At 41.9% G+C, this 18,529-nt stretch carries 18 protein-coding genes; 7 read left to right on the forward strand and 11 right to left on the reverse strand.

What is annotated here, in order from left to right; genetic code table 11:
* Nucleotides 1-10: 10 nt before the first annotated feature.
* From hisG to AK823_RS12090, 6 genes are all read right to left on the reverse strand, one after another.
* On the reverse strand, nucleotides 11-706 hold the full coding sequence (gene hisG / locus AK823_RS12065; protein ID WP_068038001.1) for an ATP phosphoribosyltransferase: 696 nt from the start codon (nucleotides 704-706) through the stop codon (nucleotides 11-13).
* Between the two features lie 120 nt (nucleotides 707-826).
* A complete protein-coding gene (gene murA / locus AK823_RS12070; protein ID WP_068329512.1) occupies nucleotides 827-2,095 on the reverse strand; it encodes a UDP-N-acetylglucosamine 1-carboxyvinyltransferase in 1,269 nt (422 codons plus the stop codon).
* 83 nt (nucleotides 2,096-2,178) lie between these two features.
* The gene (locus AK823_RS12075; RefSeq protein ID WP_068038007.1) at nucleotides 2,179-2,430 is read right to left on the reverse strand and encodes a BolA/IbaG family iron-sulfur metabolism protein; all 252 of its coding nucleotides are present in this window, start codon (nucleotides 2,428-2,430) and stop codon (nucleotides 2,179-2,181) included.
* 197 nt (nucleotides 2,431-2,627) lie between these two features.
* Nucleotides 2,628-3,623: an alpha/beta hydrolase gene (locus AK823_RS12080; RefSeq protein WP_082785721.1), complete on the reverse strand. Its 996-nt coding sequence runs from the start codon at nucleotides 3,621-3,623 to the stop codon at nucleotides 2,628-2,630.
* A 277-nt stretch (nucleotides 3,624-3,900) separates the two neighbouring features.
* Nucleotides 3,901-4,749, reverse strand: a complete 849-nt coding sequence (locus AK823_RS12085; RefSeq protein ID WP_068329515.1) for a BON domain-containing protein — start codon at nucleotides 4,747-4,749, stop codon at nucleotides 3,901-3,903.
* A gap of 308 nt (nucleotides 4,750-5,057) precedes the next feature.
* A complete protein-coding gene (locus AK823_RS12090; protein WP_227514075.1) occupies nucleotides 5,058-5,552 on the reverse strand; it encodes a YraN family protein in 495 nt (164 codons plus the stop codon).
* A 248-nt stretch (nucleotides 5,553-5,800) separates the two neighbouring features.
* Here AK823_RS12090 and rsmI point away from each other — a divergent pair, with 248 nt between their 5' ends.
* Nucleotides 5,801-6,745, forward strand: coding sequence for a 16S rRNA (cytidine(1402)-2'-O)-methyltransferase (gene rsmI / locus AK823_RS12095; protein ID WP_068330327.1), 945 nt, complete (start codon nucleotides 5,801-5,803; stop codon nucleotides 6,743-6,745).
* Nucleotides 6,746-6,797: 52 nt separating this feature from the next.
* Nucleotides 6,798-7,820, forward strand: coding sequence for an adenosine kinase (locus tag AK823_RS12100; RefSeq protein ID WP_068329518.1), 1,023 nt, complete (start codon nucleotides 6,798-6,800; stop codon nucleotides 7,818-7,820).
* 83 nt (nucleotides 7,821-7,903) lie between these two features.
* On the opposite strand, the gene AK823_RS12105 is transcribed toward AK823_RS12100, so the two are convergent.
* Nucleotides 7,904-9,226, reverse strand: coding sequence for an aminotransferase class V-fold PLP-dependent enzyme (locus AK823_RS12105; RefSeq protein WP_068329520.1), 1,323 nt, complete (start codon nucleotides 9,224-9,226; stop codon nucleotides 7,904-7,906).
* A gap of 233 nt (nucleotides 9,227-9,459) precedes the next feature.
* Entirely contained in the window at nucleotides 9,460-10,143 is a 684-nt protein-coding gene (gene nfuA, locus AK823_RS12110; RefSeq protein WP_068038023.1) for a Fe-S biogenesis protein NfuA, read from the reverse strand.
* A gap of 597 nt (nucleotides 10,144-10,740) precedes the next feature.
* On the opposite strand from nfuA, the gene AK823_RS12115 reads away from it, so the two are divergent.
* Nucleotides 10,741-11,733, forward strand: coding sequence for an alpha/beta fold hydrolase (locus AK823_RS12115; protein WP_068329522.1), 993 nt, complete (start codon nucleotides 10,741-10,743; stop codon nucleotides 11,731-11,733).
* A gap of 149 nt (nucleotides 11,734-11,882) precedes the next feature.
* Complete coding sequence (locus AK823_RS12120; protein ID WP_068329525.1) at nucleotides 11,883-12,512, forward strand: glutathione S-transferase; 630 nt, start codon at nucleotides 11,883-11,885, stop codon at nucleotides 12,510-12,512.
* 86 nt (nucleotides 12,513-12,598) lie between these two features.
* On the opposite strand, the gene AK823_RS12125 is transcribed toward AK823_RS12120, so the two are convergent.
* Nucleotides 12,599-13,249, reverse strand: a complete 651-nt coding sequence (locus AK823_RS12125) for an IS1595 family transposase (RefSeq protein WP_068325289.1) — start codon at nucleotides 13,247-13,249, stop codon at nucleotides 12,599-12,601.
* A gap of 236 nt (nucleotides 13,250-13,485) precedes the next feature.
* Between AK823_RS12125 and AK823_RS12130 the strand changes: the two genes are divergently transcribed.
* The 3 genes from AK823_RS12130 (at nucleotide 13,486) to AK823_RS12140 (ending at nucleotide 16,984) form a co-directional block, all read left to right on the forward strand.
* Nucleotides 13,486-14,538 (forward strand): bifunctional nicotinamide-nucleotide adenylyltransferase/Nudix hydroxylase, encoded by a 1,053-nt coding sequence (locus tag AK823_RS12130; RefSeq protein ID WP_068329528.1) that lies wholly within the window; start codon nucleotides 13,486-13,488, stop codon nucleotides 14,536-14,538.
* A 212-nt stretch (nucleotides 14,539-14,750) separates the two neighbouring features.
* Complete coding sequence (locus AK823_RS12135; RefSeq protein ID WP_068329529.1) at nucleotides 14,751-16,148, forward strand: nicotinate phosphoribosyltransferase; 1,398 nt, start codon at nucleotides 14,751-14,753, stop codon at nucleotides 16,146-16,148.
* Nucleotides 16,142-16,984 (forward strand): SGNH/GDSL hydrolase family protein, encoded by an 843-nt coding sequence (locus AK823_RS12140; protein ID WP_068329530.1) that lies wholly within the window; start codon nucleotides 16,142-16,144, stop codon nucleotides 16,982-16,984. Before AK823_RS12135 ends, AK823_RS12140 begins: the two co-directional genes overlap by 7 nt.
* A gap of 113 nt (nucleotides 16,985-17,097) precedes the next feature.
* Here the strand turns inward: AK823_RS12140 and AK823_RS12145 are convergent, their stop codons facing one another.
* Together AK823_RS12145 and AK823_RS12150 are read right to left on the reverse strand one after the other, a co-directional pair.
* Complete coding sequence (locus tag AK823_RS12145; RefSeq protein ID WP_068038044.1) at nucleotides 17,098-17,376, reverse strand: type B 50S ribosomal protein L31; 279 nt, start codon at nucleotides 17,374-17,376, stop codon at nucleotides 17,098-17,100.
* Between the two features lie 476 nt (nucleotides 17,377-17,852).
* Nucleotides 17,853-18,287 (reverse strand): hypothetical protein, encoded by a 435-nt coding sequence (locus AK823_RS12150; RefSeq protein WP_068329531.1) that lies wholly within the window; start codon nucleotides 18,285-18,287, stop codon nucleotides 17,853-17,855.
* Nucleotides 18,288-18,529: the final 242 nt, after the last annotated feature.

Genomic DNA, 18,529 nt, shown 5'->3' on the forward strand with positions numbered 1-18,529 from the left:
CAAATGACCATCAAGAGGCAGCAGCGATACTAGCTTTAAAGCTTTCAAGGATAGGCTCAAGTAACGCAAACTTACGCTTATAGCTGACTTGATTGACAATCAAACGAGAAGAGACATCACAAATATGCTCACGCGGCTCTAGACCGTTAGCTCGTAGAGTATTACCAGTATCGACCACATCAACAATCAAATCACCCAAGCCAACTAATGGCGCAAGTTCCATAGAACCATAGAGCTTGATGACGTCTACTTGCTGACCTTGGCTAGCGAAGTAAGCACGAGCGACGTTGACGTATTTAGTAGCAATGCGCAGACGACGATTGGGTAATGGTGCATCCTTTACGCCAGCCGTCATAAGTTTGCATTGAGCGATTTTCAGGTCTAGCAATTCATAAACATGATTAGCACCATGTTCAAGAAGCACATCTTTACCTGCTACTCCAAAATCAGCAGCGCCATGTTCTACATAGGTCGGCACATCGCTGGCCCGTAGAATAAGCACGCGGACATGCGGGTTTGAAGTAGGAAAAATCAGCTTACGTGACGCATCAGGATCTTCGAGGAGATCAACGCCAGCTGCTCGCAGGAGCGGCATCGTCTCTTCTAAAATACGTCCTTTAGATAATGCTAAAGTTAAGCCGTTAAATTCGTTGTCTACTTCATTCAATAAGTCGTTGGTCTGTAAGCGTTCAGTTTTCTCAGTCATAATGACAGGGTGTCCGTGTACAATTGATATCCCTATATATCAGGTGATTAGCAATATATTAAGGATTATTAATGTTATAACGTGGATAAATCTGCGTGTCACACACAAAGCATCGTAAGGTTAATCGTTAGTATTGATACGCTCAATATTAACGCCAAGCGCGCGTAGTTTTTCTTCAACATGTTCATAACCGCGATCGATATGGTAAATGCGGTCAATCAAGCTCTCACCTTCAGCTGCCGCAGCTGCCATTACCAATGACATCGATGCACGTAAGTCAGTCGCCATCACAGGTGCTGCCGTGAAGTTTTCGACGCCTGTTACTACCGCTGCATGACCATCCACTTGGATAGATGCACCCAAACGATTGAGCTCAGGCACATGCATATAGCGGTTTTCAAAGATATTTTCGATAAAGGTACTGGTACCATCTGCCAAACAAGATATCGCCATTACTTGCGCTTGCATATCAGTTGGAAAGCCAGGGTGCGGCTGAGTACGGATGTTTACAGGTCTTGGGCGACCAGTCATTTGGGCGCGAATCCAATCATCACCTGTAGTAATCACGGCACCCATATCTTCGAACTTTTCTAACACGGGCGTTAATAATAACGCAGACGTGTTTTTGGTCAACACATCACCGCGCGTCATCAACGCGCCAGCAAGATAAGAGCCTGTCTCGATACGATCAGCCACTACTGAATATTCACAGCCATGCAAGCGCTCAACGCCCTCGATAGTCATCGTTGAGGTGCCGATACCGCCTATTTTTGCACCCATCGCCACCAACATAGTGGCCAAATCAACGACTTCTGGCTCAAGCGCACAGTTACCCAAGACCGTCGTACCCTTAGCAAGTGCTGCCGCCATAATGACGTTTTCAGTACCGCCAACGGTAATCATATCAAATGAGAAATTACAACCAATCAGCTTGCCACCTTTAGGTGCTTGTGCTTTTACATAGCCATTCTCTACGCTAATTGTAGCACCCATGGCTTCAAATGCTTTTAAATGCTGATCAACAGGGCGTGAACCAATAGCACAGCCGCCTGGCAATGAGACTTCTGCTTCACCAAAACGTGCTAGCAATGGCCCAAGTACTAAAATCGATGCGCGCATGGTCTTTACTAGATCATAGGGTGCATAAAAGTTATCGATATTTTTGGTATCGCAAGTGACCGTATCGCCTTGCTTTTGGATATCGATACCCATGCCACCGATCAGTTCAATCAACGTCCGCACATCTTGTAACGATGGCACATTGTGCAATGTCGTTGGGGTCTCAGCCAATATCATAGCTGCAAGCAATGGCAAAGCGGCATTTTTGGCGCCAGAGATAGTAACTTCCCCTGCGATACGACTACTACCGGTGATTAAAAACTGATCCATAAAAGTGACAACCTAGCTGTATGTGTGAAGAAAAGTGCAGTAAATTAGAAAACTAAAAGCTTGCACTATAAAAATAAAAACATTTAACCTTGTGACTGTACTTCCCACTCAGCAGGTGTTAATGCTTGGATATTAAGGGCATGGATGTCGCCACTAGCAATCTTGTCATTGACCAATGCATAGATAGATTGTTGACGCTGTACGGCACGTTTGCCTTCAAAGCTGGCATCGACTACGCGTACGTCAAACTTATTGCCCTGATTGGCAGCTTGAATAAAAGCGTCTGGAAAATGCTGCTGTAAAAATGCGATTAAATCGTCAGCGTTCATGCTCATAGAATATCCTATTATTATATTAGAAGTAGCGTTTGTATGTTCTATATGAGTTTGTATAATTTGCTTACCAATACTGATTGGCATTAGCATAAAAATGCTCGGCTTCATACAAAGGCATCATTATAACAAGAGTTTAACCATCTTACAGTACTGTCTACTCATAAGCACATGTAGCAACTCTACGTTTATTAAACTGTCTATTTTAAATTTTTATCTAAATAAGTTAATACTTGCGCACGTACATCATTGACCCAACGTAATGGCGGTGCCATCGCTCCAATACTGGTAGCATGACTGGCACCTTCGATTTCGCCATTTTCCACCGTTACGCCATGATCTTTCAGCGCCTGAGTCATTTTGATGGTATTGGTCTTATGCACAACTTTGTCTTTTTCGGCAGTTAATAATAAATACGGTGGCTGCTCGCCTTTGATTTGACGGTCGGGCATCACTGCATTTGGGGTAGCATCAGCAGCAAAAGCAGTCACACTGGCAAATTTACGAAAATCATAGCTATAAGGGCCAGCGATACCAATGACCGCAGCGATGTCTTTTGGTTTAATTCCATAAGGTGCCAAAAAATCTTCATTAGACATTGCAGCTACCGCATTGAACGCGCCAGCAGAATGTCCGACCACTGCTACGCGCTTTGGGTCAACATGAAGACTTGGCGCATTATTAACACTCCATGCAATTGCTTGGGCAGTGTCTTCAACGTAATCAGGATATACATGCTCGGGTGCTTTTCGATAATTAATCACTGCGGTGACATAACCTGCCTGAGCTAAGCTTTGACCGACGAAAGCATATTCGTCTTTACTGCCACTCTCCCATGAGCCACCATGCACGAATACCACCATCGGATAAGTATTATTAATGGTATCTTGTGCTTTCATCGCCTGTGCTAACGATTTAGGGTAATAGATATCCAAATCTTGTGCTGGCTCGTCACCATATAAGATGTTCTTGCTGACACTAACGCCGCTGTTTGAAGTGATACCATTTACTACTGCCAACGCTGACAATGCTTGCGCTTGTTGAGTGGCTAACGTAATAGCACCTACTGCCACTATGCCTGCACCTACCAGCTTTAACGTACGCGTATTGCGAGGTTGATTGCTCGCAGAAATATCGTTTGTTATCTCAGTAATATCTGTTTTTTGTTGTGCATTATCAGAATTCGAACCTTTCATTGTTATTATCCCTATGATTACCCAGTCTACAGCTGCCAATACGCCAAATGATTTGGTGACTAATCCATTGCCTTGTTTGTCTGCATTTCTGCATTCAGTCATTTTACTGGCTATCTCATAATTTGACGTGTTTTTAGTGTTATGACTGTTAAAGGTTATTGTGAATGACTTTAGAGCAGCAAATGAAGTCATTCATCTATAAACCAAACCCTATTTATCAATGAAAATATAAACAGAAATTTTTTCGTAGAAATAGAAACAGTTACTTAAAGCTAATTTATGGATTTTGGTATAAATCAATATAAGGGCTGGAAGATTGTTGCTCAGTTGAGTTGCTGTTTTCTATATCACTGTCTTCTATTAAAGTATCGTTACTTGCTGAGTTTGTTGGAGCGACCTCTCTAATAATCGGTGTTGCCCCCGTTGATTGCGCAGTAGTAGCGTTGGCAGGATTACTTTCTGACATGATATCTGCATCATTGATAGGCAAGCCTCTGTCATCCACGACAGTAGTCAGTAATACCAACTCAGTAATACCAGCAGTACTGTTGGCAATATCGATCAGATGGCTTTGCTGAGTAGGTGTCACTCTGCCCATAACATAGACCACCCCATCATTAGTCACTGCCTTTAATTGTGACGCTTTGACTGCATTGTTAGCCGCAGTTTTGGCCATTAGCTTTGAGGTAATATAACCATCATGTACGGTCGAGCTATAGCCTCTAGCAACACTAACATCTAGCTCATTATAGACGCGGCGTACGTCAGGCATAGAGCTGACTACTTGCTCGATTTGCACTTTCAGAGCCTCAGTTGGCACCTCACCTGTAAGCAGAATTTCGCTATAAAAACTATCAATGCTTATTCGACTATTGGCTTGCAGGTCTTCTTGCAAACCATAGACGTTTATCTTTGCTGTATGTTCAATACTACGATCAAGCAAGCGCTGAGGGATAGTCCGTTCAGTCACTGGCACGCCATAAGTACCTTCAGTACTATTGGTCAAATAATTGGTCGTACAGCCCGTACTAACTAGGCTAGCCATTACAATAGCACTTATCATCGTACGATTTATAGCGACACGCGGTGTTTTAAAAACGGATTTAAGTGTATGCAACCTTGTCATTATCTTCCTCATAAAGCACAGTCAATATTTAAGTTTTAGTAATAGAATATAGAAAATTTATGTCACTGATTCAGACTAAATATTATAATAATTATATAGGCAGTATGGTCGGTCATAGCAGCACTGTTATATTCAGAGTTGTTGTGTTAATTACTGTTATGCATCAGTACTCTACCCTGAGCACCATGCCAGTTACTTTACTCAATTTTTACCATCAGCGGTTAGGTTTTTAGTAACGGCAGCTTATTAGATATCGGCTTTATGCTTATTGCTAAATACATTTTTCTAAATCATACAAACCCAATACGCTACCACGCTGTTGCCATAAATGCACCCGAAAGCCACTCTGGTTGATAAGATGCTGTGGAATGCTCGGCTATATTATTTTTATCATTGTTATTTTTATCGTTGTTTGCAATGTTACTCGTAGCGCGTTCAATATTATAGGCAATCACATCGAAGCGACATTCAAAATGAGCGTATTCAGAATGTTGCTGCAAAAAATATTTAGCCGTTTTTATAATCTTGCGCTGCTTGGCCTTGGTCACACTAAGCGCGGCATCACCAAAACTTGAACGTAATCGCTGACGCACTTCAATAAATACCAATGTCGACCATGTCTGCCCTATTTCTAACATCACCAAATCAAGCTCACCAATTTTTGGTTGCTGCCAGTTTTGAGCGATAAGCACTAAACCCTGTCGCTGCAAAAACTGACATGCCTGTTGCTCAAACAAACTACCTTGACGTTGCTTAGGAGACGTCAAAGCCAACGGACGATGACCATTAGTTGCCCTAGCCATAACGTTTGCTCTCCTCATCCTTCATAAAAACAGCAACTCCAAGAATAGTTTGCATGAAAAATAGACTTTATGACTTATAAGTAATCACAGAATAGTCAATTCAGATTTATAATAGCACAACATGATAAACTAACTACTTTTCAGCATTTAACATCATACCTATGACTGCTTTTATAAGTGGCAATGATGATAATAGCCGAAAAACCAATCATGCTGTTTTTATTTATCATCATATTTACGAGGTTTTCATGTCTACCCCTACCGCGATGCCAGCTTGTCTGTATATCGTTGCTACTCCAATTGGTAATTTAAGCGACATGACGCCGCGCGCGATTGAGACCTTAAAGCAAGTGGCTATCATCGCTTGTGAGGACACTCGTACCTCAGGGAAACTATTGGCGCATTTTAGTATCGATACCAAAGGTAGCAATACAAACGACGATGACAAGACTGCTAATAAAATTGACAACACTGACAGTACAACAGACAATAAAACTCGTGGACATAATAAGCTTTGGGCCTACCATGAGCACAACAGCGCTATCCAAACACCCAAGATTATTGAGATGATTCAACAAGGGCATTCGGTTGCATTGATTAGTGATGCAGGAACGCCACTGGTCAGCGATCCTGGTTATCAGCTGGTACAAGCGGCGCATGCTGCTGGTGTCATGGTCTCGCCTATTATCGGTGCGTCAGCTGCTATTGCCGCGTTGTCAGTAGCAGGACTACCTTCTGATCGTTTTAGCTTTATTGGTTTTTTACCTGCAAAAACCCATGGTCGCCAAAAACAGCTATCAGTATTGAAGTCGCGCACTGAAACGCTCATATTTTATGAAGCACCGCATCGTATCGTAGCAAGTTTAGAGGATATGGCAGAAGTGTTTGGTGCGGATCGCGGGGTAGCTTTTTGCCGAGAGCTGACAAAAACCTTCGAGACTGTATTCAAGTCGACTTTAGGAGAGCTTATTGAATTTGTTAAAGCTGATGACAATCAACAACGTGGCGAAATGGTTGTGGTCGTCGCAGGCGTAAACGTAGCACAGGACGATGATGATATAAGCGTCCACGATAAGCTCTTGCAACGTCTATTAGAAGATATGTCAGTCAAAAAAGCGGCGGCTCTAGCGGCTGATATTACTGGCGTCAAAAAGAACGCCTTATATCAGCGCCTCCTTGAGCTGCAAGCTTAACAATCAATGAAATCGCTGTTTTATTTTAATATTAAAATTGGAGAGATAATCTATGTACGATGTGATGGCGATAGGCAATGCCTTGGTTGATTATGAATTTGTGTTGAGCGATGCAGCTCTAGAAGAGACGGAGCTGACCAAAGGCAATATGACCTTGGCAAACTTTGATGAGCAACAGCAAGTATTGGCATTTTTAAAACTGGCAGAAATCAAACTATCAAAAAAAGCGGGTGGCGGTTCAGCAGCTAATACCATGTTTACCTTTGCTAGTTTGGGTGGTAAGCCATTTTACGCCTGTCGCATAGGTGACGATGTACAAGGAACATTTTATATAAAAGACTTAAACGAAGCTGGCGTTGCAACCTCAGCTAAGTCGATACATACAGGTGGCGTAACTGGATCGTGTGTGGTCGCTGTTACTCACGATGGTGAGCGTACAATGCAAACCTACCTTGGCACTTCAAGTGATATTACTGCTGAGAATGTCGATTTTGAAGCATTGACGCAAGCAGATTGGTTATATATAGAAGGCTACTTAGCGATGTCTGAGAGCATTCAACCCGCCATGACTCAGTTGCGCCAACAAGCAGGTATTCATGGTGCCAAAATCGCGGTCAGTTTTGCAGATCCAGCGGTAGTAAAGTTTGCAAAAGACGGTCTACTCAATATGCTAGGCAATAAAGTCGAGGTAATATTCTGCAATAGTGAAGAGGCGCGGTTATTTACTGAGAAAAAACAACATAAAGCTTCAGCACGTGCATTGCTTGAATATTGCCAGATAGCCGTCGTAACTAATGGCGCGAATGGTGCAGTTATTGCCCATAAACCTGAAAAGGACGGTGATGATATTGTTATTTATGAAGTACCAACACCAAAAGTAGCTAATGTTATAGATACCAACGGTGCAGGCGATAACTATGCTGGAGCGTTTCTATATGCCTTATCGCAGCAATACAGCTTGCCAGAATGTGGTCGTCTTGCCAGCGAAGTCGCCAGTCAAGTCATTCAACAGTTTGGCCCACGTTTAGCGTCACAAGACTATCGAGATATCGCACGCCGTGTATTGGTAGCCTAAAATTAAGCCTTTTCTACATAGTTGAACAAATAAAAAAGCCCATATCAAATCGATATGGGCTTTTTTAGATGACCAATTATGCATTAAGCAGACGCTAGAGCTTGTTCCAAATCTGCTTTGATATCTTCAATATGCTCAATACCAATAGACAAGCGCACCATATCTTCACTAACGCCTGCTTGCTCTAATTCTTGCTCATTTAACTGACGGTGTGTGGTCGTCGCAGGATGACTAGCTAGAGATTTTGCATCGCCGATATTCACCAAACGCGTAATGAGCTGTAGCGCATCAATGAAACGTGCACCAGCATCACGGCCGCCTTTCACCCCAAAGGTCAAAATCGCTGATGGCGTGCCTTTCATATACTTTTTAGCAAGCTCATGGTCTGGATGATCAGACAAGCCGGCATACTTAATCCAAGCCACTTTATCATGGCTTTTGAGATACTCAGCCACCGCTTGAGCGTTTTGGACATGGCGCTCCATGCGTAAGCTTAACGTCTCCATACCTTGGAGGATACTAAAGGCATTAAGCGGACTTAAGGCAGCACCAGTATTGCGTAATGGCGCAACGCGAGCACGAGCAATAAAGGCCGCTGCACCTACGTCTTTGACGAAGTTTACGCCATGATAGCTAACGTCCGGCTCATTCAAGAGTGGAAAACGTTCAGGATAGTCGCCCCATGCAAATGTACCACTATCAATGATTGCACCACCGATAGACGTACCCGTACCGCTCATATACTTGGTCAATGAATGCACCACGATATCTGCACCGAACTCAAATGGACGGCAAAGCGCTGGCGTCGCCACGGTATTATCAATCACCACAGGCACACCGTATTCATGGGCAATATCGCTGACCGCTTGAATATCAATGATATTGCCAAGTGGATTACCGATACTCTCTGCAAAGACCATCTTGGTCTTATCATCGATTAGATCACGAATAGAGTCAGGATTTTTATGGTCAAAGAAGCGTACTTCGATACCTTGACGCGGTAAAGTATGCGCAAATAAATTATATGTACCACCATATAGTGTCGATACGGCAACGATGTTGTCACCCATTTCACAAATGGTCTGTACTGTGTAAGTAATGGCCGCCATCCCAGAGGCAACTGCGAGCCCGCCTAATCCGCCCTCAAGCGCTGCTACGCGCTCTTCTAACACCGCATTAGTCGGGTTCATAATACGCGTATAGATATTGCCCGCAACTTTTAGGTCAAATAAATCTGCCCCGTGCTGAGTATCATCAAAGGCATATGAGCTAGTATGATAAATAGGCACCGCCACGGCTTTGGTGGTTGGCTCCACGGTATAGCCAGCATGAATCGCTAAGGTCTCTAGGTGCTGCGAATTTTTTGGGCTGTTATCAGTATTATTCTCTGGTTGTCCATCACTCATTACATACTCCTTGGCATTAGTTGAAAACGTCTTGATTAAAAAATCATCTCTAAAAAAGCTATTCTCTAAATCATAGCAATAAAAAAAGCTGAGTTCATCATAACTCAGCTTCTTTATTAAAAGAATAGCAATTTATTCAACACTTAATGACTAATATTCATAAGCCGTAAAATTAATAAGCGTTATTCATACTGTCTTTAGCAGTTATTAGGCGCTTACTTACTATTAAACCTTTATTTATAGTAGGCGTTTTCAGTGCGAGTATGGTCAGTCTCATCGACGACTTGAGTCAACTCTGGTATTTGCTGCTTGAGCTGCACTTCAACACCTTGACGCAAGGTCATATCAACGGCTGAGCAACCTTGGCAACCACCACCGAACTTCAATACTGCGGTTAAGCCAATGCCTTCTTCTTCAATCAGTTCAAGCAATTGTACATCACCGCCATGCGCGGCCAAGCTTGGATTAATTTCAGACTGCAAGACGTAGTTGATACGCTCTTCGACACTCGCATCAGCGCCAACTTTTGGCACTTTAGAATTTGGTGCACGGAAGGTCAGCTGACCACCAAAACGATCTTTATTATAATCAATGACGGCATCTTCTAAATAAGGGACTGATGCCGCCTCAATAAATGCAGAGAAATTATCATAGGTAAAACGCAGATCGGCGCTATCTTCCTCGCCCGGCTGATTATATGCCATACAGCATTCAGCACGCGGTGTACCTGGATGTTCAACGAATATACGCACACCGATGCCGTCAGTATCTTGTTTTGACAACAAATCTGCCAAGTAACCTTGCGCTGACTCAGTAATAGTAATATTGCTTTTGGTCTCGGTTTGATCAGTATCTAATGCTGATTCGAAGTCTGTAGACTGGTCTAATTGACTGTCAGTTTGGTTGTGCTCACTCATAAGGTTTCCTATGCGTTATGACACAAATGCTATATCTGTCATGGCTGCTGTGTCGTGAATTTTGAAAAATAGGCAGATTATCAACCATCGCAGCTTATCGTTATATTGGCTTGGTTTAACTACGATTTCAATAAAGTTATAACGGCTATTATAGCGCACTCAAGCGATAATTCCGACTGCGCCACTGTGATTTAACTGTGACTGTCATAAATGGCTGCTATTGGTTTTTTTAATACTCAAATCTAAAGCGTAAATGCTGTGAAGCTATAACAACGATACAAAAACAACGATACAAAGTTGTTCTATTGCAAATACCATATCTATTAGTGACTATATTAAGACGGTATTGCCAATTATCAAGCATCGTAGTCTCTTGCGATATACAAAATAAAAAGCGCAAAGCTCTAGTAAGAGCAACTTTCCATTTTTTGGCATTTTATTAAAGTATCTTTTATTAAAGCACTGGTTATTAGAGCATCTATTATTAAAGTACTTGAACGATGTTTACTCGCTCTCTACTTAATAATGGTATCTTTTAAGAATCCTGCGTACCTATACTAAATGATTTGAGTAAATGATTTGAACGAGACCACTTTTATGATGACACAAACGCTAAATCTAGTGACCACTCAAGATGGTGAGCAAATTGCTGTTTGGCAAGTTATTGATAGCGCAAAGGATAATAGTGAGACTGATGATAACGTTGCAGCTGACAGCTCTATGGCCAAAGCGCAAAATATATTACTAACGCACGGTACGTTTTCGGACAAACACACCTGCTTAAAAATTGCAGAGCATTTAGCCAGCTTTGGTCATCACTGCTATATTATGGAATGGCGTGGTCATGGTCACAGCTCAGTGCCAAAAGATAAATTCAACTTCGAAACCGTCGCTACTTATGATTTTGAAGCGACTTTTCGTTATTTATTGGATGAATTAGAATTGGATAATTTGCATTGTGTTACTCATAGCGGTGGCGGCGTTGGCTTGACCATGTTTTTAATCCAAAACCCACTTTATGTTACCAAGCTGAATAGCATCAGCATGTTTGCCTGCCAAGCCTATGGTGCGGTAGTAAATCGCAAAAATTACACTAAGATACTAACAGCCAAATTATTTACACGACTATTTGGCTACATCCCTGCAAAAAAACTCAAGATGGGGCCTATTAACGAAAGTTATTACACAATGAATCAGTGGTTTGATTGGAACCTACAAAAGAACTTTAAGAGCAGCTTTATTAAACAGAGTAAGATTAAACAGAGTAATATTGAGCAAAGCAAGCTCGCAGAAAACATCATTGATAAAGACACCAATCATGATGACAGCTTTGATTATCGACAGCATATGCCAATGATTACTACGCCTATCTACGCTATTAGTGCCAAAGGCGACAACTTCATCTCCCCAACCGGTGGCTGTGAGTTGTTTTTCAATGCTTTTGATAATCCTACTAACGTGTTTCGTGAATACTCAATCAGTAATGGAAATTTGGACGATTATACCCATAGCCGCATCATGATTAGCCGTAACGCTGCCAAAGAGATTTGGCCGACGGTTGTCGCATGGATTGAGAAGCATGCAAAATGATTTTATGTCTATTAAACCTATATATCTATTACATCTATCCAAATTAACTTCACATAAGATAACTGAATAAGCTTGGTTGATTAGCTAAAGTTGATATCGTTAATACAGTGATATGAATAATTATAACTAAATACATAAAGGAGTATTTTATGAAGTTATATGTGATACCAGGCACATGCGCAGTCGTGCCACATACAGCACTTGAGTGGACAGGCACCGATTACGAGCTTGAGCTGTTAGATCACGATTCAGTGAAATCAGAAGAATATTTGCGCATTAATCCGCAAGGCGCAGTACCTTCGATAGTTGATGGTGAGACAATTGTCACCCAAAACATTGCTACCCAAGTCTATGTTGATGCCAACTATCCTAATGCTAATATTTTTGGTACAGATAAATCGCCTGACGGACAAGCACAGATTATGCATTGGCTAGCATTTTTAAATGCCGATCTGCATAAAGCATTTGCCCCGTTATTTGGTCCTGATGGTTTTATCGAAGATGAGTCAGCGCAAGAAAAGCTAAAAGATAAGGCAAAAGAGAACATCGCTCATCTACTAAGATTGCCCAATGAGCAGCTTGGTAAACAAGATTATCTAACAGGTACTAAAACGACCGCTGATATCTATCTTTACGTCACCCTGACGTGGGCGAAGAAGTTTGACATCGATTTGTCTGCTTATAAAAATTTTGATGCCTTTATCAAACGCATTGAAGAAGACGAAGGCTTAACCGCTGTGATTGAACAGCAAGGCTTAGAGAAAATTGGCTCACTGTAGTTTTCTATAGCTATTAACTTTTTAGTAAAGCCCTTCTAATGTTTTAGGAGGGTTTTTTATTTTGTATTAGGGGCTGTCCTAGATAACTAGTTCAGTTCCTTTTTAACCCATTGTTTTAGCTGACGTAATTGACGTTTCGGATCACTGTAGTTAAAACGCCACTCACATTCCTTTAAAAACAGATGGAAATGCTCTTTTGGGATGCCATTATATTTACGCATATGACGCTTTGCTTGACTCCAAAAGTTCTCTATTCCGTTAATATGATTACTGTCTTGTACAAACTCTTTTGAATGGTTAATGCGGTAATGGGTAAACTCACTGACATCAAGTGCGTTGTAACTTCTAAAGGAGTCTGTGTAAACGATACTATCAGGCTTTACTTTCTCTCTTATAATAGGGATTAAGGTATCAGCTCTGGCATTAGGGATGATACAAGCATAGACGCTACCATTGCGCTTAAGCAGTCCAAAAACAGGAACTTTGTTACCAGCACCGCGACCACGTTTGCCTTTGCGTCTGCCGCCAAAGTAGCTCTCATCAACTTCTATTTCGCCTTCTAGAAGGCCAGGTTCCTGACTATTTTCATAAATCAGTAGTCTTAGCCTGTGAAAGTAATAGCTGGCTGTTGTTTTATTAACACCCACTAAGCTTGCTGCTGTTCTTGCGGTAGAACCGGCAACAAATAGTTCGATAAGCTTAGTTTGTTTGTACCAACTTAATCTACTCTTTCTCATATGACTATCCTAGATTATTTTACTTATCTAGGACAGCCCCTTGTATTAAGTTAAAAATAAGTTTTCAGTTCAAAATAAAATTGTTACGTTAAAAAACAAGCACTAAAATACGCTGACATCAGTAATTACACACCGCTAAACATCTTTGCACTTGTCAGCAACTCCTGTGCTGTGTCAGTATTGGCGTCATTAAATTGTTTTCAACCAAAAAAATAAGTAGTAGGAAATCGGCGTCTATGAGTGAATTATCAGAGCAAAGTTCAGATAAGCAAGAGAGTAAACACTACCGCTATCTGGTATTTATTGGTCGCTTTCAACCGTTCCACCGTGGGCATAAAGCTGTCATTGACGAAGCACTAAAACGTGCTGATGAAGTAATCATGCTAATCGGTTCGGCCAATTTGCCGCGTAGTTTGCGCAATCCGTTCAGTGTCGCTGAGCGTGCAGCTATGATTCAAGGCGCTTATTCAGCGGATGAGGCAGCACGCATTCATTGCGTAGGCTTAGATGATGCACTTTATAATGACACGCGCTGGCTACAATATGTTCAAGCAGGCGTAAAATCTGTCACCGGTGACTTAAATGCTGATATCGGTCTTATCGGTCACTCTAAAGACAGCTCTTCTTATTACTTATCGTTATTTCCTAACTGGGCATCGGTTTCTGTGCCAAATTATCATAACTTATCTGCCACACCCATTCGCGACAGCTACCTAATGGGTGCATCGCCTACCCCTGAGCGCACGCCTGAGTCCACTCGAAAAGTCTTGAACGAATTTAAAAAGACGAGCCATTATCAGCAATTGCATGAGGAAGCAGGCTTTATTGATAAGTATAAAAAACAATGGGAATCTGCGCCTTATTCACCGACATTTATGACTGCTGATGCGTTGGTTGTACAGTCGGGACATATCTTGTTGGTAGAGCGTCGTAGCATGCCAGGACGAGGACTTTGGGCATTGCCAGGCGGGTTCCTTAATCCAAAAGAAACCTTATTTGATGCCTGCATCCGTGAGCTACGTGAAGAGACTCGGCTAAAAGTCCCTGAGCCCGTACTGCGCGGCTCTTGTCATAGTCAACATACTTTCGATGATCCTTACCGCTCCGCACGCGGACGCACGCTTACCCAAGCATTTTATTTTCAACTAAAGAATGACGCAAAAGGCTTGCCAAAAGTAAAAGGTGGCGACGATGCTGCTCAAGCTTTTTGGTTACCACTAGCTGAGCTTGATGCCACTATGATGTTTGAAGACCATTATGCGATTATCACCAAGATGGTTGGATTGTAATAGCTTCTTCATTTGACCACTTAGTTCATTATCTATAAATCCTTAACCAATAAGAGTCTATATAATTTATTAATTCCCTTTAGTGAACTTCTATTTTATAGATTCTATATATATTAGTTTCACCGCCCAAGCCGATAGACGGCAAGGGTCTAACCGTCGCAACTGTCATTCAAAAAAGCAGCTGTGACATCTAAAAGCAGAGGAGTTCTGTGATGTATACCAGCAATTTGAATAATCTCATTCTTAATAGTGACAGTTATAAGACCTCACATTGGGTGCAATACCCAGCTGGCAGTGAGTATCTGTCCAGTTACATCGAAGCCCGTGGTGGCGACTATGATGTGGTATTTTTCGGCTTACAAGCTTTTATTAAAGAGTACTTAAGTACTCCTATTACTCATCAAGATATCGATGAAGCTGAAACAGTAATCCATGCTCACGGTCTGACGTTTAATCGTGCTGGCTGGGAGCGTTTGGTCGATAAGCATGGCGGTTATTTGCCTCTACGTATCGAGGCTATGCCTGAAGGCAGCATCGTGCCTGTATCTAATGTCGTTTGCCAAATTACCAATACTGATCCTGATTTTTATTGGTTACCAAGCTATATCGAAACTGCCCTGCTGCGCGCCATCTGGTATCCCTCCACTGTCGCTAGTGTGTCACATTATTGCAAGGGTATTATCCGCCGTGCGTTAGAAAAGTCTGCTGATAATTCAGAATCACTCATTTTCCGTTTGCATGATTTTGGCTCACGTGGCGCTTCTAGTCATGAATCAGTAGCGCTCGGTAGCTTAGCGCATTTGGTTAATTTCGCTGGTACTGACTCTATGGCCGCTTTGGTTGCTGCTAGTCGTTGGTATCAAATGGGCAATGATATGCCAGCGTTCTCTATTCCTGCCGCTGAACACAGCACCATGACCGCATGGGGTCGCGATGGGGAGACTGCTGCTTTTGCCAATATGATTAAACAGTTTGGTGGTGAAGATAAAGCCTTTTCAGTGGTCTCTGATAGCTATGACTTATGGAATGCCATTGATAATATTTGGGGCGATGCGTTAAAAGACGATGTCAAAAATATGGGTGGCACCTTGGTTATTCGACCAGACAGTGGCGAGCCAACCAAAGTCGTACGTGAGGCGTTAGAACGTTTGGCAGTAAAGTTTGGTACGACTCTTAACAGTAAAGGCTATAAAGTCTTGCCTGATTACGTACGTATCATTCAAGGTGATGGCATTAGCCCGCAAAGCTTAAGTAAGATCATTGATGTAGTGATGAAAGCTGGCTTTAGCGCGGAGAATATTACCTTTGGTATGGGTGGTGGCCTTTTGCAGCAAGTCAATCGCGATACGATGAACTGGGCGATGAAGGCCAGCGCCATTTGTATCGATGGGGTTTGGAAAGACATCTATAAAGATCCGGTGACTAGCCATTCTAAACGCTCTAAAAAAGGCCGCTTAGCACTGATAAAAGATGATAACGGACAGATAAAAACCATAAAAACTGATGATTTAAATGCTGATACTGACAGTCTACTACGTGATGTATATGTCGATGGTAAACTACTCATAGAAGACAGTCTCACTAGTATACGGGAGCGTGCAGGATGGTAGCTCCTCTTAAAATGTCAGCCATTGCCAAGGATGTATTGCTCGCCCCTATTTACTTATATCAAGGTCGCAAAGTCAAACGCGATACCGTGCGCCTTCCTGAACCAGAAGGCGAAAGACACGGTCATATTCAATTACGCGACTCTACTGAGATGGTAGCAAGTGAGACTACGAAAACGCTGAGCCTAATGATTGTAGGTGACTCCGCAGCAGCTGGTGTCGGTAGTTTGACGCAGCAAGAAGCGCTTGCTGGCAAGTTGATACCTGCTTTACAGCAAAAATTAGTCACTCACACTCAGTTTGATACGCTTAGCTGGTCATTACAGGCTACGACTGGACATACCAGTTTCGATATTTTACGTCGACTGTATGTCCTACCTACTCCCTACCAGCCAGTTGATATTATGGTTCTGAGTGTCGGCGTTAATGACACTACATCCAATGTCTCTGCAGTAAAGTGGCAACAGCAGCTTGAGCACATTATTGCCGTTGCTCAGCGTAAATTTGGTGTACGAGAGCTTATATTTTCAAGTCTACCACCGATGGCGCAGATGCCAGCACTACCTTCTCCGCTTAATAACTTTATTGGTGCGAAAGCCACAAGGCTTGATCAAGTATTAGAAGGCGTTTGTGCTGAGCATAACGGTGTACATTATATGGCAGCAAACTTTACGCTAATGGCAGAAAAGCATGCCCATGGTACCCCTATCGATAGCGCCGCTATGTTTGCTAGCGATGGCTTTCACCCAAGCAGCTTAACTTATGGCTTTTGGGCACAGCAATTGGCAGAACTGATTGCTCAACTGCTTGAATCTCAGCTTGATGGGCATAGCAATTAAAAGCCTCTAAACGATAAACCACTTAAAAACGCTTAAAAAAATGCAAAAAAAACCGCTGAATTATCAGCGGTTTTTTATTACTTAGCAAAATAAGTTTACGCAATAAGCGTAAATTATTCAGCAGAATCAGCAGCTTTCTTGTTACGGCCACCAAACGCACCAAAGCGTTTGTTGAAGCTTGCAACACGGCCTTCAGTAGAAGTTTTACGCTGCTCGCCAGTATAGAACGGATGCGACGCACTTGAAATATCAAGTGGGTAGTATGGGTATTCTTTACCTTCGTATTCACGAGTAGCTTTAGTCTTAGCCGTTGAACGAGTTAAGAAAAACACGTCAGCGTTAGTATCATGGAATAAAACTTCTTGGTAATTAGGATGGATATCTTTACGCATAATAAACTCTCTATGTCCGATGTATACACAGTATTATTGACGATGGGTCAAAGTTCTTGCAACACTGAGCATACGTAACTGAGGCACTAAGGACATCTGCAAGTCTGGCAACTGCGTCACTGGCTTATTCCAGCACCCAACACCACACCTCTGCTCACCTAGCCTTCCCCAGCGGGAAAATCAAACCGCGATTTTAACGGTTTTTAGTGTTTGATGCAAGCAGCATATAGGCTAAGTCATTGATTTTCGTGCTATCAGAAATATCGATTGTGCTGCCTATGGTACGACTACGTTCACTGAAGGTATCTCTATTAATGTCCCTATCCAAATAGATAGCGAACTGGTAGAGAACAAAGCAAAATAAAGCTAATTTCTCCTCACTAACCTTGGCTTACGAATATTCTCGCCAAGCGTTCTATAAAAAAGCAGCCATTATAATGGCTGCTTTTTTATTATTAATATTGTAGTTTTATACTTTATTTGGCTGGAACAACATGCCAAACGCCAAGCTTGTTATCACCATCTTTGTCACCAACTTTTGTATCATTGGCGTAGAAATATAATGGCTTACCATTCATTGCCCACTGGTACTTGCCATCTTCTCGTTGGAATGCAGCAAACTGACCAGAAGCTTTAGCGTTGTTAGGTGCCATAAATGCAGGCCAAGCGACTAAACAAGCGGCACCACATTCTGATTTATTCATTGAATCTTTATCAAAGGTATATAAAGTCATGTGATTGGTCGCATCAACTAACACGCCATTTTTACTAGCCACTGGCGCTGTGTTATTGCTAGTTGCTTTAACATCATGCATACCTGATTTGTCATTACCAAACACGTTGTTTAATGTAGAACAACCGGTAAGCGTTAAAACACCCGTTAATGCAGATAACATAAGAATACGTTTCATAATAACTTCCTTGTAATTAAGAACAAAATTTTGTTAGTTTAAATTTTTATGCATATTTTTACTTGTAATCTAAGCTCTGATTTATCAATACACTCAAACTTGACTTCAAGCATTTTAATATAGCATATGCTTTGAAAAAGTCGTTTCTATCAAAATATAAGTTTACAAAAGCGCGTAATTTTTACAAATTCATTAAACTAGTCTGTTTCTTACTCTAAGAATCAATGTTAACTATCATCAAA

The sequence above is a fragment of the Psychrobacter sp. P2G3 genome (assembly GCF_001593285.1).
In the GTDB taxonomy this organism is placed as follows: domain Bacteria; phylum Pseudomonadota; class Gammaproteobacteria; order Pseudomonadales; family Moraxellaceae; genus Psychrobacter.

What these genes read in the sequence shown, in the direction of transcription:
- hisG (WP_068038001.1), bottom strand. Translation starts at nt 706, where the DNA reads ATGACTGAGAAAACTGAACGCTTACAGACCAACGACTTATTGAATGAA.
- murA (WP_068329512.1), bottom strand. Translation starts at nt 2,095, where the DNA reads ATGGATCAGTTTTTAATCACCGGTAGTAGTCGTATCGCAGGGGAAGTT.
- AK823_RS12075 (WP_068038007.1), bottom strand. Translation starts at nt 2,430, where the DNA reads ATGAGCATGAACGCTGACGATTTAATCGCATTTTTACAGCAGCATTTT.
- AK823_RS12080 (WP_082785721.1), bottom strand. Translation starts at nt 3,623, where the DNA reads ATGAAAGGTTCGAATTCTGATAATGCACAACAAAAAACAGATATTACT.
- AK823_RS12085 (WP_068329515.1), bottom strand. Translation starts at nt 4,749, where the DNA reads ATGACAAGGTTGCATACACTTAAATCCGTTTTTAAAACACCGCGTGTC.
- AK823_RS12090 (WP_227514075.1), bottom strand. Translation starts at nt 5,552, where the DNA reads ATGGCTAGGGCAACTAATGGTCATCGTCCGTTGGCTTTGACGTCTCCT.
- rsmI (WP_068330327.1), top strand. Translation starts at nt 5,801, where the DNA reads ATGTCTACCCCTACCGCGATGCCAGCTTGTCTGTATATCGTTGCTACT.
- AK823_RS12100 (WP_068329518.1), top strand. Translation starts at nt 6,798, where the DNA reads ATGTACGATGTGATGGCGATAGGCAATGCCTTGGTTGATTATGAATTT.
- AK823_RS12105 (WP_068329520.1), bottom strand. Translation starts at nt 9,226, where the DNA reads ATGAGTGATGGACAACCAGAGAATAATACTGATAACAGCCCAAAAAAT.
- nfuA (WP_068038023.1), bottom strand. Translation starts at nt 10,143, where the DNA reads ATGAGTGAGCACAACCAAACTGACAGTCAATTAGACCAGTCTACAGAC.
- AK823_RS12115 (WP_068329522.1), top strand. Translation starts at nt 10,741, where the DNA reads ATGATGACACAAACGCTAAATCTAGTGACCACTCAAGATGGTGAGCAA.
- AK823_RS12120 (WP_068329525.1), top strand. Translation starts at nt 11,883, where the DNA reads ATGAAGTTATATGTGATACCAGGCACATGCGCAGTCGTGCCACATACA.
- AK823_RS12125 (WP_068325289.1), bottom strand. Translation starts at nt 13,249, where the DNA reads ATGAGAAAGAGTAGATTAAGTTGGTACAAACAAACTAAGCTTATCGAA.
- AK823_RS12130 (WP_068329528.1), top strand. Translation starts at nt 13,486, where the DNA reads ATGAGTGAATTATCAGAGCAAAGTTCAGATAAGCAAGAGAGTAAACAC.
- AK823_RS12135 (WP_068329529.1), top strand. Translation starts at nt 14,751, where the DNA reads ATGTATACCAGCAATTTGAATAATCTCATTCTTAATAGTGACAGTTAT.
- AK823_RS12140 (WP_068329530.1), top strand. Translation starts at nt 16,142, where the DNA reads ATGGTAGCTCCTCTTAAAATGTCAGCCATTGCCAAGGATGTATTGCTC.
- AK823_RS12145 (WP_068038044.1), bottom strand. Translation starts at nt 17,376, where the DNA reads ATGCGTAAAGATATCCATCCTAATTACCAAGAAGTTTTATTCCATGAT.
- AK823_RS12150 (WP_068329531.1), bottom strand. Translation starts at nt 18,287, where the DNA reads ATGAAACGTATTCTTATGTTATCTGCATTAACGGGTGTTTTAACGCTT.